At 57.9% G+C, this 15,428-nt stretch carries 12 protein-coding genes and 1 pseudogene; 5 read left to right on the forward strand and 8 right to left on the reverse strand.

Features of this window, described 5'->3' with window-relative positions:
* Positions 1–67: 67 nt before the first annotated feature.
* A complete protein-coding gene (locus ACMWL8_RS08245; RefSeq protein WP_045261400.1) occupies positions 68–952 on the forward strand; it encodes a LysR family transcriptional regulator in 885 nt (294 codons plus the stop codon).
* Between the two features lie 5 nt (positions 953–957).
* On the opposite strand, the gene ACMWL8_RS08250 is transcribed toward ACMWL8_RS08245, so the two are convergent.
* Positions 958–1,986, reverse strand: a complete 1,029-nt coding sequence (locus ACMWL8_RS08250; protein ID WP_041910105.1) for a methionine synthase — start codon at positions 1,984–1,986, stop codon at positions 958–960.
* A 23-nt stretch (positions 1,987–2,009) separates the two neighbouring features.
* Positions 2,010–2,984, reverse strand: a complete 975-nt coding sequence (locus ACMWL8_RS08255) for a DUF1852 domain-containing protein (protein WP_045261399.1) — start codon at positions 2,982–2,984, stop codon at positions 2,010–2,012.
* Positions 2,985–3,238: 254 nt separating this feature from the next.
* On the opposite strand from ACMWL8_RS08255, the gene ACMWL8_RS08260 reads away from it, so the two are divergent.
* Entirely contained in the window at positions 3,239–3,778 is a 540-nt protein-coding gene (locus ACMWL8_RS08260; RefSeq protein ID WP_028013071.1) for a DUF2058 domain-containing protein, read from the forward strand.
* Between the two features lie 7 nt (positions 3,779–3,785).
* On the opposite strand, the gene ACMWL8_RS08265 is transcribed toward ACMWL8_RS08260, so the two are convergent.
* Both ACMWL8_RS08265 and azoR read right to left on the reverse strand, forming a co-directional pair.
* Positions 3,786–4,472, reverse strand: coding sequence for an RluA family pseudouridine synthase (locus ACMWL8_RS08265; protein ID WP_045261398.1), 687 nt, complete (start codon positions 4,470–4,472; stop codon positions 3,786–3,788).
* Positions 4,473–4,561: 89 nt separating this feature from the next.
* Complete coding sequence (azoR, locus tag ACMWL8_RS08270) at positions 4,562–5,167, reverse strand: FMN-dependent NADH-azoreductase (RefSeq protein ID WP_045261397.1); 606 nt, start codon at positions 5,165–5,167, stop codon at positions 4,562–4,564.
* Between the two features lie 205 nt (positions 5,168–5,372).
* Here azoR and hrpA point away from each other — a divergent pair, with 205 nt between their 5' ends.
* Complete coding sequence (hrpA, locus tag ACMWL8_RS08275) at positions 5,373–9,275, forward strand: ATP-dependent RNA helicase HrpA (RefSeq protein ID WP_241276795.1); 3,903 nt, start codon at positions 5,373–5,375, stop codon at positions 9,273–9,275.
* A 54-nt stretch (positions 9,276–9,329) separates the two neighbouring features.
* Here hrpA and ACMWL8_RS08280 read toward each other — a convergent pair whose 3' ends face one another.
* From ACMWL8_RS08280 to ACMWL8_RS08295, 4 genes are all read right to left on the reverse strand, one after another.
* Positions 9,330–9,989, reverse strand: a complete 660-nt coding sequence (locus ACMWL8_RS08280; protein ID WP_045261395.1) for an O-methyltransferase — start codon at positions 9,987–9,989, stop codon at positions 9,330–9,332.
* 73 nt (positions 9,990–10,062) lie between these two features.
* Positions 10,063–11,442, reverse strand: a complete 1,380-nt coding sequence (locus ACMWL8_RS08285; protein WP_045261394.1) for an efflux transporter outer membrane subunit — start codon at positions 11,440–11,442, stop codon at positions 10,063–10,065.
* On the reverse strand, positions 11,442–12,521 hold the full coding sequence (locus tag ACMWL8_RS08290) for an HlyD family secretion protein (RefSeq protein ID WP_045261393.1): 1,080 nt from the start codon (positions 12,519–12,521) through the stop codon (positions 11,442–11,444). Before ACMWL8_RS08290 ends, ACMWL8_RS08285 begins: the two co-directional genes overlap by 1 nt.
* A 22-nt stretch (positions 12,522–12,543) precedes the next feature.
* Positions 12,544–14,196, reverse strand: coding sequence for an MFS transporter (locus ACMWL8_RS08295; protein WP_045261392.1), 1,653 nt, complete (start codon positions 14,194–14,196; stop codon positions 12,544–12,546).
* Between the two features lie 202 nt (positions 14,197–14,398).
* On the opposite strand from ACMWL8_RS08295, the gene ACMWL8_RS08300 reads away from it, so the two are divergent.
* Positions 14,399–15,193 carry a YdcF family protein gene (locus tag ACMWL8_RS08300; RefSeq protein WP_045261391.1) on the forward strand — a complete coding sequence of 265 codons (795 nt, stop codon included), beginning with the start codon at positions 14,399–14,401 and terminating at the stop codon, positions 15,191–15,193.
* 105 nt (positions 15,194–15,298) lie between these two features.
* Positions 15,299–15,428: pseudogene (locus ACMWL8_RS08305) on the forward strand (IS481 family transposase); the annotation flags it as partial.

Genomic DNA, 15,428 nt, shown 5'->3' on the forward strand with positions numbered 1-15,428 from the left:
GATTACGTCGGTAGACATGTGAGAAAAATGCCATAATGCAGGAAACACCTTTGCAGGAAATGCATTAATGTCAGATGCCGGAAGCATGAACCTTCGCTCACTGCTGCTGTTTATTGCCGTCTATGAAACGCAGAACTTTTCCGTCGTTGCGCGACGGGAGGGCATTTCTGCCTCGCAGGTGTCGCGAATTATTCATCAGCTTGAAGACGCGCTCGGCCAGCAGCTGTTCTATCGCAATACCCGGGCGATGGTGGATAACTTCGAAGAGGCGCGTCGGGAGCTGGATGAACGTTCGACCGAACCCTCCGGCACGGTACGCATTAACGGGCCGGTATTTTTTGGACAGAGGCACGTTGCACCCGGTCTGGCAGGCCTGGCCGAGCGTTATCCACGGTTAACCATAGAGCTGACGCTGACCGATGACTTTATCGACCCGCACCGGGATGCCGCCGACCTCATTTTTCGCATCGGCACGCTGACGGACTCGACGTTCCACGCCCGCATCTTCGGGCAGCAGCGCTACCATCTTGCCGCGTCGCCCGCGTATCTGCGTCAACACGGCGTACCGGCCGACCCGGCCGAGCTGAGCCAGCATAAATGCCTGGTGTATCGCGGTTCGTCTGGCCCTAATCGCTGGCTTGTGCGACGCAAGGGGGAGAATTGGGTGCACTATCCCGTCGCGCCGCTGATGACGTCCAATAATGCGGAGTCGCTGCTCATTGCCGCGCTGGGTGGAATGGGGATCGTCCTGTTTCCGGACTGGCTGATTGGCGACAGGCTGCAGCGGGGGGAGCTGGTCGCTCTTATGCCGGAAATGGCGTGCGCTATCAATACGGAGCCGCTGAATATTGCGGCGATCTATCCTCACGCACGTCATCCGCCCCTGAACGTCAGGGCGGTGATTGATTATTACGTGGCGTTTTTCGGCTCGCCGCCGTACTGGCAAACGTAAGGCAATTACGCGCCGAGCTCCTTGCGGATAATTTCTGCGCCGGCGCTGAGCGCTTTCAGCTTACCGTTAGCCACCTGACGGGAGAGGGGAGCCATGCCGCAGTTGGTTGAGGGGTAAAGCTTGTCGGCGTCGACGAACTGCAGCGCTTTACGCAGGGTGTCGGCGACTTCTTCTGGCGTTTCGACGGTGTTGGTTGCCACGTCAATCGCCCCAACCATCACCTTTTTACCGCGAATCAGCTCCAGCAGATCCATCGGTACGCGGGAGTTGTGGCACTCCAGGGAGATGATGTCGATATTAGAGGTTTGCAGCTTAGGGAAGGCCTCTTCATACTGGCGCCACTCGGAGCCGAGCGTCTTTTTCCAGTCGGTATTGGCCTTGATGCCGTAGCCATAGCAGATGTGTACCGCGGTTTCGCATTTCAGACCCTCAATGGCGCGCTCGAGCGCGGCGATACCCCAGTCGTTGACCTCATCAAAAAAGACGTTAAACGCCGGCTCGTCGAACTGGATAATATCCACGCCCGCGGCTTCTAATTCACGCGCTTCCTGGTTGAGGATTTTGGCGAATTCCCAGGCCAGCTTTTCGCGGCTTTTATAATGCGCGTCGTAAAGGGTGTCGATCATGGTCATTGGCCCAGGCAGGGCCCATTTGATCGGCTTGTCCGTGAGCTGGCGCAGGTACTTTGCATCGTCCACGAATACCGGCTTCTGACGCGCAACGGCAGAAACCACGGTCGGCACGCTGGCGTCGTAGCGGTTACGAATGCGCACCGTCTGGCGATTTTCAAAATCGACGCCGCTCAGGTGTTCAATAAAGGTGGTGACGAAGTGCTGACGGGTCTGTTCCCCGTCGCTGACAATATCGATTCCCGCACGGATCTGCTCGTCAAGAGACAGGCGCAGTGCATCCTGTTTACCCGCCAGTAATTCCTGATCCTGCAGTTTCCACGGAGACCAGAGCGTTTCAGGTTGCGCAAGCCAGGTCGGCTTAGGCAGGCTGCCAGCCGTTGAAGTCGGGAGCAATGTTTTCATAATAAAAGACCTTTTTTGATGAATTAAAGCGTGTAGTTATCAGACCACTGCTCGAGAATGTGTTTATAAGGCTTAATGAAATATTCTTCGGTAAATCGACCCTGTTCAATCGCCAGCCGGCTTCGCTCTTCGCGGTCATAAATAATTTTGGTTAATGAATGATCCTGCTGGTTCAGGTCCGGGCGATAAAACAGTCCCGCCGCCGAGTTCGCGTTATAAATTTCCGGGCGATAGATTTTCTGGAATGTCTCCATCGTGCTGATGGTGCCGATCAGTTCCAGATCGGTGTAATCGCTCAGCAAGTCTCCGGTAAAGAAGAACGCGAAAGGCGCCACGCTGTTCTCAGGCATGAAGTAGCGGACCTTCAGGCCCATTTTGGCGAAGTACAGTTCCGTTAACGACTCGCCATCCGGCGCGTACTCAATACCCAGAACAGGGTGCTGGTTACCGGTGCGGCGATAGGTGTCTTTGCTCGAGACGCTCAGGCAGATCACCGGGCCCTTTCTGAAGTTCTCTTTGTATTCCGGCGAGTTCACAAAATGGCGGAAAATATTGCCGTGCAGTTCGCCAAACCTTTCCGGAATACTGAAGTGCTGCTGGTTCTTGTTGTGCTCCAGCAGCAGGACGCTGAAATCATAATCCCGCACGTAAGAGGAGAAGTTATTCCCGACAATGCCTGCGATACGCTGGTTATTTTTTTTGTCGACAATATACGTCTGCAAAATCTCGATGGCCGGGAACGGCTTTTCCGCGCCAATGTTCAAATCGACAGAGATGATTTCAAGCTCAACCGCGTAGCGATCGGCGGTCGGGTTATCCCAGCGCGCCAGGGCGTTAAAGCGGTTGTTGATCATCACCAGCGTATTGCGCAGGTTTTCCTGACGTTTTTCCCCACGCGCCAGGTTGGCAAAGTTGGTGGTTGTACGCGTATTTTCTGACGGGTTGTAATTCTCATCGAAGCAACTGCGCTTAAGGGTATATGTGAAAGCTTTGCTCATTGTGGTTATGCATCCTAAGTTCATGTTGCTAAGAAGTAACTAATGCATAATTTATGCCTGAGCCCGCAGCGCAGGGGAAGTGACTTAATTTCAATGCAACATGAGGGAAGTTCATGAAGTGTAATGCTCGCGGTGTTGCTGTCTTTCTTGCCGGGTGGCGCTGCGCTTACACGGCCTACGATTCTCCTAATGTCGCACTCTTTCCTCAATTCCCGCTATAATCCCCAAAATTTCCAACCGGTTTAGAAACGATCATGACAAAACTCACCTTACAAGAGCAGATGCTGAAAGCGGGCCTGGTCAGCAGCAAGAAAGCGGCGAAAGTGCAGCGCACGGCAAAGAAATCACGCGTTCAGGCACGTGAGGCTCGGGAAGCGGTAGAAGAGAATAAGAAGGCGCAGATCGAACGTGACAAGCTGCTGAGCGAGCAGCAGAAGCAGGCCGTACTCGCGAAAGAGTTTAAAGCGCAGGTGAAGCAGCTGATCGAGATGAACCGCATTACCGTGGCGAAGGGCAACATCACCTTTAACTTCACCGACGGTAATCTGATCAAAAAAATTGAGGTCGACAAGCAGACGCAAACCCAGCTGATCAACGGCCGTCTGGCCATTGCGCGCCTGGTGCTCAATGCAAACGGCGACTGTGAATACGCGATCATTCCGGCGGTGGTGGCTGATAAAATTGCCCAGCGCGATGCCGACAGCATCGTGTTAAACAGCGCGCTCAGCCAGGAAGAGCAGGACGAAGACGATCCGTACGCCGACTTCAAAATTCCTGACGATTTGATGTGGTAAACCGCGTTCAAAACGGGGCGGCGTGGCGGGCGTTAACCGGCTCTCCGCTCACGGGATGAATAAAATTCAGCTCGCTGGCATGCAGCATCAGCCGGGGCGTTTCCTCAGCCCCCGGCGCGTCAAGACCGCCATACAGATCGCAGCCCAGAATAGGGTGCCCGAGCTGTTGGCAGTGGATGCGCAGCTGGTGGGTTCGCCCGGTTTCCGGCGTCAGTTCCACCCGCGTTAACGGTACTCCTGTCCCCTGATAAAAACGTTCCACCACCCGATAGCGGGAACGGGCGGGTTTACCGTTGATGGCGCAGATCGACATCAGCGGGAACAGCGCCGGGTCTTTGGCAATGGGCGCGTCTATTATTCCCTCGTCGTTTTCCAGATGCCCATAAAGCAGGGCGCTGTAGACTTTCTCCACGCTGCGCTGGCTGAACTGCTGGCAAAGCGCCGCGTTGATGGCCTTATTGCGCGCAACCACCATCAGCCCGGACGTGCCGAAATCCAGACGATGTACCAGCGTGCAGCCGGGGAACGTCTGGACCAGACGATAATGGACAGAATCGAGGTTTTGCGGGTTTTTGCCCGAGAGGCTGAGCAGGCCAGAGGGTTTATTAATCAGCAGCAGATGTTCATCCTGCCAGAGGATCTCAATGTCGTCGTGACACGGTGGGGCAATAAAAGAATCGATAATCGCAGACATCAGGCCGACCGGCTGGAGAGTGGATGCGGATGATAGCGAAATGCGGGGAAAAGAAAAACCCTCCCACCGGGCGGTGAGAGGGGGAAATCTTACGCGGCTACCAGGCTGTCGATGGCGGCTTTCGCGTCGGTCTGCGCTTTGGTCGCCACTTCAGGACCGTAAGCGATGCCTTCCGCGAACACAAAGTTCACGTCGGTAATGCCGATGAAGCCCAGGAACAGGCTCAGGTACGGCGCAACCAGGTCAGTTGGGGTATCTTTATGGATACCGCCACGGCTGGTCAGGACGATCACACGCTTGCCTTTTACCAGACCTTCCGGGCCGTTCTCGGTGTAGCGGAAGGTTACGCCAGCGCGCGCCACCAGGTCGAAGTAATTCTTCAGCTGGGTAGGAATGTTGAAGTTGTACATTGGGGCGTTGATGACGATAACGTCGTGCGCCTGCAGCTCAGCAATCAGCTCGTCGGACAGGGCCAGGGCTTCCTGCTGACGCGGGGACAGTGGCGCATCGCTTGGGCGCAGCGCGCCAACCAGCTCGCCGTCCAGGACAGGAATAGGGTTTGCTGCCAGGTCACGCACGGTGATTTCGTCCGCAGAATGCTGTTCACGCCACTGTTCAACGAAGTAATCAGACAGCTGACCAGACTGAGAGTACCCTGCCAGAATACTGGATTTCAAAACTAATACTTTGCTCATGGGTGATTCCTGTTGTTGCATTTGATTGAAGGGGGGTGCCCCGTTGCTTGTTGACACTTTATTCACAATCCTGCCACAGAGATAGCGCAATATATCGAAGCCTATGTTCGAATTTTTTGAATAAGGCGCTAAAAGCGTCAATGTGGTACTCTATAGCAATCATTAAAAAGAGATTTTATCCGGCAGAGCACTGCCCGTTAACGCTATGACAGAACAACCCAAAATCACCTTTCCGATGCTCCTGCAACAGCTTGATTCCCTGATGCTGCGCGATAAACAGCGGTTTTCCCGCCGGCTGCACGGCGTGAAGAAGGTTAAAAATCCTGATGCACAACAGGCCATTTACCAGGAGATGGCCAAAGAGATTGAACAGGCGGCAGGGAAGGTTGTGCTGCGCGAAGCCGCGCGTCCGGCGATCACCTACCCGGAAAACCTGCCCGTCAGCCAGAAGAAACAGGACATCCTTGAGGCCGTCCGCGATCACCAGGTGGTGATTGTCGCGGGGGAAACCGGTTCAGGTAAAACCACCCAGCTGCCGAAAATCTGCATGGAGCTGGGCCGCGGGGTGAAGGGGCTGATTGGCCACACCCAGCCGCGTCGTCTGGCGGCGCGCACCGTGGCGAACCGTATTGCCGAAGAGCTGCAGACGGAGCCGGGCGGCTGCATCGGCTACAAGGTGCGATTCAGCGACCACGTCAGCGACAACACCATGGTCAAGCTGATGACGGACGGTATCCTGCTGGCGGAAATACAGCAGGACCGCCTGCTGATGCAGTACGACACCATCATCATCGATGAAGCGCACGAGCGCAGCCTGAACATCGACTTCCTGCTTGGCTATCTTAAAGAGCTGCTGCCGCGTCGCCCTGATCTGAAAATCATCATTACCTCCGCGACCATCGACCCGGAGCGCTTCTCAAAACACTTCAACAATGCGCCGATTATTGAAGTGTCGGGCCGCACCTATCCCGTGGAAGTGCGCTATCGCCCGATTGTGGAAGAGGCGGATGATACCGAGCGCGATCAGCTGCAGGCCATCTTCGACGCTGTTGACGAACTGGGCAACGAGAGCGCGGGCGACATCCTGATCTTCATGAGCGGCGAGCGCGAAATTCGCGATACCGCCGATGCGCTCAGCAAGCGCGACCTGCGCCACACCGAGATCCTGCCGCTGTACGCGCGCCTGTCGAACAGCGAGCAAAACCGCGTCTTCCAGCCACACAGCGGACGCCGCATCGTGCTGGCGACCAACGTGGCGGAGACCTCGCTGACCGTACCGGGGATTAAATACGTGATCGACCCGGGCACGGCGCGCATCAGCCGCTACAGCTACCGCACCAAGGTTCAGCGCCTGCCGATTGAGCCGGTCTCCCAGGCTTCCGCTAACCAGCGTAAGGGCCGCTGCGGCCGCGTGTCGGAAGGGATCTGTATTCGTCTCTATTCCGAAGACGATTTCCTGTCGCGCCCGGAGTTTACCGACCCGGAAATTCTGCGCACCAACCTGGCGTCCGTTATCCTGCAGATGACCGCGCTGGGGCTGGGCGACATCGCGGCATTCCCGTTTGTGGAAGCGCCGGACAAGCGCAACATTCAGGACGGCGTGCGTCTGCTGGAAGAACTCGGGGCGATTACCACCGACGAACAGGCGAGCATCTATAAGCTGACACCGCTGGGCCGCCAGCTCAGCCAGCTGCCGGTCGACCCGCGCCTGGCGCGCATGGTGCTGGAAGCGCAAAAGCACGGTTGCGTGCGCGAGGCGATGATCATCACCTCGGCGCTCTCCATTCAGGACCCGCGCGAGCGTCCGATGGACAAACAGCAGGCGTCGGACGAAAAGCACCGTCGCTTCCACGACAAAGAGTCCGATTTCCTCGCCTTTGTGAACCTGTGGAACTACCTCGGCGAGCAGCAGAAAGCGCTCTCCTCGAACCAGTTCCGCCGCCAGTGCCGCGTGGATTTCCTTAACTACCTGCGCGTGCGTGAATGGCAGGATATCTACACCCAGCTGCGCCAGGTGGTGAAAGAGCTGGGCATTCCGGTGAACAGTGAACCGGCGGAGTACCGCGAAATTCATATCGCGCTGCTGACTGGCCTGCTGTCCCATATCGGGATGAAGGATGCGGATAAGCAGGAATATACCGGCGCGCGTAACGCGCGTTTCTCCATCTTCCCGGGTTCCGGCTTGTTCAAGAAGCCGCCGAAGTGGACCATGGTCGCGGAGCTGGTGGAAACCAGCCGCCTGTGGGGGCGCATTGCCGCGCGCATCGACCCGGAATGGGTTGAGCCGGTGGCGCAGCACCTGCTGAAACGCTCGTACAGCGAGCCTCACTGGGAGCGCGCGCAGGGCGCGGTGATGGCGACCGAAAAAGTGACTGTTTACGGCCTGCCGGTGGTCGCCGCGCGTAAGGTCAACTACAGCCAGATCGATCCGGCGCTCAGCCGCGAGCTGTTTATCCGCCACGCGCTGGTGGAGGGGGACTGGCAGACGCGCCACGCGTTCTTCCGTGAAAATCTGAAGCTGCGCGCCGAGGTGGAAGAGCTTGAGCACAAGTCCCGACGCCGCGACATTCTTGTGGACGATGAGGCGCTGTTTGAGTTTTACGACCAGCGCATCAGCCATGATGTTATCTCCGCCCGCCACTTTGACAGCTGGTGGAAGAAGGCCAGCAAAGCGACGCCGGACCTGCTCAACTTCGAAAAGAGCATGCTGATTAAAGAGGGGGCGGAGTCGGTCAGCAAGCTCGACTACCCGAACTTCTGGCATCAGGGCAACCTCAAGCTGCGTCTGACCTACCAGTTTGAACCGGGCACCGACGCGGACGGCGTAACCGTCCACATTCCGCTGCCGCTGTTGAACCAGGTCGACGAGAGCGGGTTTGAGTGGCAAATTCCCGGCCTGCGCCGCGAGCTGGTGATTGCGCTGATCAAATCCCTGCCCAAACCGGTGCGGCGCAATTTTGTGCCAGCGCCAAATTATGCGGAAGCGTTTCTGGGCCGCGTCACGCCGCTGGAACTGCCGCTGCTGGACGCGCTGGAGCGTGAGTTCCGCCGCATGACCGGCACCACCATCGACCGCGAAGACTGGAACTGGGATCAGGTGCCCGATCACCTGAAAATCAGCTTCCGCGTGGTGGATGATAAAAACAAAAAGCTGCTGGAAGGGCGTTCCCTCAGCGAGCTGAAAGAGGCGCTGAAAGGCAAAGTTCAGGAGACGCTTTCTGCGGTGGCGGACGACGGCATCGAGCAGAGCGGGCTGCATATCTGGAGCTTTGGCCAGCTTCCGGAAAGCTACGAGCAGAAGCGCGGCAACTATAAGGTCAAAGCCTGGCCGGCGCTGGTGGACGAACGTGACAGCGTGGCGATCAAACTGTTTGATAACCCGCAGGAACAGCAGCAGATGATGTGGCGCGGGCTGCGCCGCCTGCTGCTGCTCAACATCCCGTCGCCGATCAAGTATCTGCACGAGAAGCTGCCGAACAAAGCCAAGCTGGGGCTCTACTTTAACCCGTACGGCAAAGTGCTGGATCTGATTGACGACTGCATCTCCTGCGGCGTGGACAAACTCATTCACGAAGCGGGCGGCCCGGTCTGGACGGAAGAGGGCTTTGCTCAGCTTCATGAAAAGGTGCGCGCGGAGCTGAACGACACCGTGGTGGAGATAGCCAAACAGGTCGAGCAGATCCTCACCGCCGTGTTCAACATCAACAAGCGCCTGAAGGGGCGCGTGGATATGACCATGGCGCTGGGGCTGTCGGACGTGAAGGCGCAGATGGCGGGACTGGTGTACCGCGGCTTTGTCACAGGCAACGGCTTTAAGCGTCTGGGCGATACGCTGCGCTATCTGCAGGCGATTGAAAAACGTCTGGAGAAAATGGCGATCGATCCGCACCGCGATCGCGCGCAGATGCTGAAGGTCGAAAGCGTGCAGCAGGCGTGGCAGCAGTGGTTAAACAAGCTGCCGCCGGCGCGCCGCGACGATGAAGATGTGCAGGAGATCCGCTGGATGATCGAGGAGCTGCGCGTCAGCTTCTTTGCTCAACAGCTCGGTACGCCGTATCCGATTTCGGATAAACGTATATTGCAGGCGATGGAGCAGATTTCCGCTTAACGTCCTTGCCCGGTTTTCTCCCTCTCCCACAGGGAGAGGGTCGGGCTGATGCCTTCACCCATTCACAATCGCCAGCGTAAACCCATCCCATCCCTTAACCCCCACCGTTTGCAGTGCGGTGGCGGTTAAGCGCGGGTTATCCCCCGTCATCTCGATAAAACGCCGCACGCCCAGCACGCGCGCGTCGTCGCTTTGCCCGTTAATGACCTCGCCGTCGCGGACCACGTTATCGCCGATAATCACCGTGCCGGGACGGGAATAGTGCAGTGCCCACTCCAGATAGCCGGGATTGTTTGGCTTATCGGCATCAATAAAGATCAGGTCGAACGGCGGAACGTCACCGAAATTCTCCAGCGAGTTCAGCGCCGGGCCTTCAATTAATTCAATACGATCGTTCAGCCCCGCGAGGCGAATATTCTGGCGGGCAACATCGGCATGCGTCGGGTCAGCCTCGAGCGTAACCAGCTTTCCGTCCGGCGGCAGGGCGCGCGCCATCCAGATTGAGCTATAGGCGCCCAGCGTCCCGATCTCAAGAATGCGTCTTGCCTGCGTCATTCGCACGAACAGCGCCAGCAGCTGCCCCTGATTGGCCGCAACATCGTGTTCGGGTAGCCCGGCGCGTTTGTTGTTTTCAAGAACCTTCTGAAGAACCTCATCCTCAGGGATAAGCGAAGAAATCATGTAATTATCTACTGCAGACCATTGTTGTTGCATAGACTGACTCCTTAAGAGGGATTGCCGGGTGCGAAATGCAGGTCCGGTAAGCAAAGCACCACCGGGCAGGTTATCAGGCACTGACCCATCCTCCGCCCAGCGCTTTATACAAATCAATCTGCGCCAGCAGCAGGTTATTTTTGACCTGCACCACGCTGGTCTGGACCGAGTACAGCGTGCGCTGCGCGTCCAGCACGTCAAGATAGGATGAATAACCGTTGCGATAGCGGTTCTGCGCAATGCGCAGAGTCTCCCGGGCCACATCCTGCTGGGCAAGCAGCTCCGTCAGCTGTTCCTGATAGCGCGTAATGGCATCAAGGCTGTTGTTCACTTCGGCAAACGCGTTACGCACGGTTTTTTCATACGCATACAGCGCCTGGTTACGCTGGGACTGGGAAATATCCACCTGCGCGTTCAGCGCCTGGCGGTTCAGCAGCGGGGCGAGAATGCTGCCGCCTGCGCTCCAGAGCTGGAGCGGGTTATCCAGCAGGCCGGAAAGGGTGCGATCCTGGATCGATCCGGTTGCGGTCAGGTTGATCGACGGCAGCAGGCTGGCGCGTGACGCGGCAAGCGAGGCATCAGCCGCGACCAGCTGTCGCTCGGCCTGCACGATATCCGGCCGACGATTCAGGAGCGTGGAGGGCAGCTGTGACGGCAGCGTGAGCGGCGTCAGCGCCGCAAAGCTTTCGCTACGCGCCACCGCACCGGGATTGCTTCCCAGCAGCAGGCTCAGGGCATTCTCCTGCTGCGCAATCTGATGCCGCAGCACGGGCACCTGCGCTCGCGTTGAGCGAAGCTCGGAATCCGACTGCATCAGCTCCAGGCGCGAACTGTAGCCCGTCTCAAGCTGGCGTTTGGCAAGATTAAACGCCTCTTCGCGCGATTTCAGCGTGGATTCGGTCACGCGCAGCTGTTCATCAAGCGAGAGCAGGGTGATGTACCCGGAGGCAACGGACGAGGCGACGGTGAGATCCGCAGCCGCGGCGGCGGCTTTTTGCGCCTCCAGCGAGGCTTCGGCGGCATTGGCCGTGCTGCGGTTGACGCCCCAGATATCAACATCATAGCTCGCCGTCAGGCTGCCTCTGTACAGTGTGCTGTAAACCGGAAGCCCGGTGGCGGCGGATTGAGAACGGGCGCGCGTCCCGGTTACGCCCGCGTCGAGCGAAGGAAACAGGCTGCCGTCGGCGGCAAAGACCCGCGCCTGATACTCGTTAATTCGTTCCCGCGCGATCAGCACATCGCTGTTATTTTTTAGCGCCTGGTCCACATAGCGGTTGAGGTTGTTGTCATGAAAATTGCGCCACCAGAGCTGTTCCGTCGGGCTGGTTGGCCCTGAGACGGCGCGCCATTGAGCCGGAATTTGCAGGGTCGGCTGCGCCGGCTTGACGTCAACGGACTGGCATCCGGCCAGCATGAGCGCCCCCACCAGCGCGGCTATCGGGCGAAGGATCATCACTTCGCCTCCCGCGTATCAATCGTCACCTGTACCGACATACCCGGACGCAGCAGCGCGGAATCTTCAGGCTTACCGAGCACCTCAATGCGCACCGGAATGCGCTGGGCGATTTTGACAAAGTTGCCGGTGGCGTTGTCCGGTGTAATCGCGCTGAATTCAACCCCGGTCGCCGGCGAGATGCTCTCTACGCGGCCCTGATACGCTTTGTTGTTTAAGGCATCGACGGTAAACTTCACCGGCTGACCGACGCGCAGCTCCGCCAGCTGGGTCTCTTTGATGTTGGCAATCACCCAGTGCTGCGGCGGTACCAGCGTAGTGAGGTGCGTTCCGGCGGTCACGTACGCGCCGAGACGCACGGCAATCTGGCCGAGCTGGCCGTCGCGCGGGGCGATAATGCGGGTGTTTTGCAGGTCAATCTGCGCCAGCTCCAGCGCCGCTTTGGCGTTTTCAACATCTGCCTCCAGCGCGCCGCGGTTCACAATCACCGTCTGCAGATCCTGACGCGACATCTCAAGCGAGGCTTTCGCCTGGTCGATATCTGCGCTGCCCTGAGCCGCACTGGCCAGCGCGGCATCGCGCTCACGAATGGAAAGCGACCCATCCGCCGTCAGATCCTTCACGCGCTTTAAATCCGCCTGGGTTTTCAGGCTCTGGGCGCGGGCATTTTTCAGCGCGGCTTCATTTTTGGCAATGGTCGCTTCGGCGCTTTTCCGCTGCTGCAGGTTGTTATTCAGCGCGGCAATTTTCATCGCCAGCTGCGCCTCGGCCTGATGGACGCGCTGACGATAGATGCGGTCATCGATCTGCAACAGCAGATCGCCTTTTTTGACCTGCACAAAGTCCTGAACCTTCACCTCGGTGATATAGCCGTTTACCTGGGGGCTGATGAACGTCGTCTGGCCGCGCACGTAGGCGTTGTCAGTAAACTGCGCGTGGCGGGTAAACGGCGGCAGCTGCCAGGCGTAAAGAATGACCAGCACGCCGACAATACCGATGGCAGCGGCGGTGAAAACGGAAACAATGCGCACATTTTTGCGGGTGTTGGCCTGCTCTTTGGCGGCATCCTGCTGACTCATAAACTCTCCAGAAATATTACAATTATTTGTTGCCGGTGGCGTTCTTCAGCGCCATACGGGCAGTAATGCGCAGGCGCAGCAAGCGCCATAAAATCCAGACCAGCGTGGCGGCAGCGATGCTTGCCGTCAGCAGATAAGTATCGTTATAGGCCAGAATATTTGCCTCAAGGGTGGTCACCGTCTGTAGCTGGGTAATGGCCTGCGTTCCCAGCAGCGTACTGTCGCCAATCAGGCTTTTATACATCTGGGTATAAAGCTGAATCCGCTCGTTGACCAGCGGGTTAAGCGTGGTGAGCTGATCCGCCAGCAGGCTGGAGTGGTATTTCTCGCGCCAGGTCTGGAAGGTGCCGAGAATCGCCGATCCCAGCAGGCCGCCGAGGTTCTGGCTCATGCCAAACATGACCGAAAAGCTGACCAGGTTACGCGGGTCGGCAATTACCCCGCCAATGGCGGCCAGCATGGCGGGCGCCAGGAAGAAGGCGCTGCCGAAGCCCAGCAGGAACTGGCTGACCATCAGCTGATCCGGGCGGGTCAGGTTATTGGACTGGCTGTCCAGCAGCGAGGCAACAATCATCAGCGCCAGAGAGGTGATAATCGGCCACGCCAGCTTTGTGGGCTTGATGGTGAGGCAACTGGTGACGATCCCGCAGACGATCCCGGCGAAAATGGACCACGCCAGATGGGTCATCTGCTCATTCTGTAACCCCACGTACTGCAGCCAGCCGATGACGCCGGTATTTTGCTCCGCCAGCACGATGCGGATCAGCAGCATGATCAGCCCCAGGCGAACGATGCTGCCGCTCGACAGCCAGCGGGTGTTCAGCAGCGGGTTGGCGCGGTTATGTTCAAACACGATGGCGGAAACAATCAGCACCAGCGATAGCGCCAGCGACCAGCCGATCCACGGCGCCTCGAACCACCAGTCAAGACGGCCTAAAGAGAGCACGGCGCAGAGCAGGGCCATTCCGGGAGCCAGTAAAAAGAAGGTGACAAAGTCTTTCTTCTCGAAGACCTTGCGTCGGTCACCCGGCGGCAGTTTTAAGCCGATTACGCAGGCCAGGGAGATCAGCGCCAGCCCCAGTTCAAAGAAATAGAGCCCGCGCCACTCGTCCAGCTGGAGAAGCTCAGTGGAAAACAGACGCGCCAGCGGAATAGCGAGCGACGATCCGGTGATCCCGATGGTAAGCGCCTTCAGGCGATGCTTCGCAGGCCAGGCCTGGATTTGGTAGTAAATCCCCAGCGAGCTGAGCGCGGCGGCCACCATCCCGTGCGCGGCGCGTACCATCAGCGCGGAGCTGAGGTCGTTAACGAACAGGTGGAAAAAGGTGACCAGCACGTAAAGCACCAGAAAACCTTCCGTAAAGGCGCGCAGGCCGTACTGTTGACGAAATTTGACCAGCAGCAGGTTAATGGAGATGTTGGTCATCACATAGACTGCGGGCAGCCAGGCGATTTCGGTCGACCAGGCCCCGAAGGTTCCCTGCAGGTTTTGCAGGTTGGCGGTAACCACCGCATTGCCCAGTGCCCCCGTCAGGCAAACCAGCAGCCCAACGACGCCATAGGCGAGGCGTTTTGGCGTACTGTGCTCGGGAGTGGAAGGCGAACCCAGCAGGGCGGGTTTCTCATGGGGCTGCCACTCGCGAGGAGCATAAGGGTCGCGTTCGGGCAGGCGCATAACGTCATTACCTTAGAAATGATTGAATAATTAGCGGGCTAGCGATTCTACGTCTGCCGCAAATGATAATTCAAGTGAATATGATTTGCGCATGTTAATCAAATGTACGAGAGAAATTTAAGGAAAAAGAGCGGCCCGATGTCGCCGTTGTGTTGAGAACCTGAAGTCGCTACCCTGCAGGGATAGCGAGAAGGAGTTCATCATGGAACAGACCCATTTTCCCATCCTGCCGGATGCCACACTGGCGGCCATTAATACTGTCGGTGAATGGCTGGCGCAGGATGACCTGAGCGGCAGCCGCCAGCCCCCGGACGTCGATGCGGTAATTCTGGCAGGGAACGCGGTGATCCCGACCATTGAGGCAGCCTGCCGTATTGCCGCGCAGCGAGAAATCCCGCTCCTGATTAGCGGCGGTATTGGTCATTCAACAGCGTTTTTATATTCAGCTATCGGCAATCATCCGCGTTATCACACCTTACAAGTCGAAGGGCGGGCCGAAGCGAGCATTCTTGCCGACGTTGCGCGGGCGTTCTGGCAGATCCCCGAGGCGCGCCTGTGGGTTGAAGATCGCTCCACCAACTGCGGTGAAAACGCGCGTTTTAGCTGGAACATGCTGAAAGAGCGTCAGCGGACAAGCGGGCGCGTGCTGGTGGTGCAGGACCCAACGATGCAGCGCCGCACGATGGCGACGTTTGCCCGCGTGTGCCGCGATGAACCCGCATCACCGCAGTGGATCAGCCATCCCGGGTTTACGCCAGTGCTGCAAAACGGCACAGAGGGCGTGGAGTTTAGTGGGGGCAACGCCGGACTGTGGCCCGTTGACCGTTATCTTTCACTGGTTATGGGGGAACAGCCGCGCCTGTATGATGACGTTAACGGCTATGGCCCGGCCGGGCGGGATTTTATCGCCCACGTTGAATTCCCTGAAACCGTCACCGCCGCATGGAGACAGCTTCAACAGGACCCAGTCCTGAAGGTGGCGCGTAAAATCATCTGAGCACGGAACAACCCCCTCGCCCCATTGGTGTACGGTCCGGGGACATAGTGAACACTTGTTCGGGGACATGGTAGACACTTACAACTGAGGCATAAGAACCCGTTTATGGAGTCACTTATGCCCTGGGATGCGAGAGATACCATGTCATTACGTACCGAGTTTGTGCTGTTCGCCTCGCAGGACGGGGCGAACATCCGTTTCCTCTGCCGTCAGTTCGGCATTTCTCCTGCCACCG

Origin of the sequence: Enterobacter sp. 04-C-12-SI-ECC, assembly GCF_047530715.1 — a bacterium.
Classification (GTDB): Bacteria; Pseudomonadota; Gammaproteobacteria; order Enterobacterales; family Enterobacteriaceae; genus Enterobacter; species Enterobacter bugandensis.

Coding starts and splice junctions, on each gene's coding strand:
- ACMWL8_RS08285 (WP_045261394.1), bottom strand. CDS start 11,442: ATGATCCTTCGCCCGATAGCCGCGCTGGTGGGGGCGCTCATGCTGGCC.
- hrpA (WP_241276795.1), top strand. CDS start 5,373: ATGACAGAACAACCCAAAATCACCTTTCCGATGCTCCTGCAACAGCTT.
- ACMWL8_RS08290 (WP_045261393.1), bottom strand. CDS start 12,521: ATGAGTCAGCAGGATGCCGCCAAAGAGCAGGCCAACACCCGCAAAAAT.
- ACMWL8_RS08300 (WP_045261391.1), top strand. CDS start 14,399: ATGGAACAGACCCATTTTCCCATCCTGCCGGATGCCACACTGGCGGCC.
- ACMWL8_RS08260 (WP_028013071.1), top strand. CDS start 3,239: ATGACAAAACTCACCTTACAAGAGCAGATGCTGAAAGCGGGCCTGGTC.
- ACMWL8_RS08250 (WP_041910105.1), bottom strand. CDS start 1,986: ATGAAAACATTGCTCCCGACTTCAACGGCTGGCAGCCTGCCTAAGCCG.
- ACMWL8_RS08295 (WP_045261392.1), bottom strand. CDS start 14,196: ATGCGCCTGCCCGAACGCGACCCTTATGCTCCTCGCGAGTGGCAGCCC.
- ACMWL8_RS08280 (WP_045261395.1), bottom strand. CDS start 9,989: ATGCAACAACAATGGTCTGCAGTAGATAATTACATGATTTCTTCGCTT.
- azoR (WP_045261397.1), bottom strand. CDS start 5,167: ATGAGCAAAGTATTAGTTTTGAAATCCAGTATTCTGGCAGGGTACTCT.
- ACMWL8_RS08255 (WP_045261399.1), bottom strand. CDS start 2,984: ATGAGCAAAGCTTTCACATATACCCTTAAGCGCAGTTGCTTCGATGAG.
- ACMWL8_RS08245 (WP_045261400.1), top strand. CDS start 68: ATGTCAGATGCCGGAAGCATGAACCTTCGCTCACTGCTGCTGTTTATT.
- ACMWL8_RS08265 (WP_045261398.1), bottom strand. CDS start 4,472: ATGTCTGCGATTATCGATTCTTTTATTGCCCCACCGTGTCACGACGAC.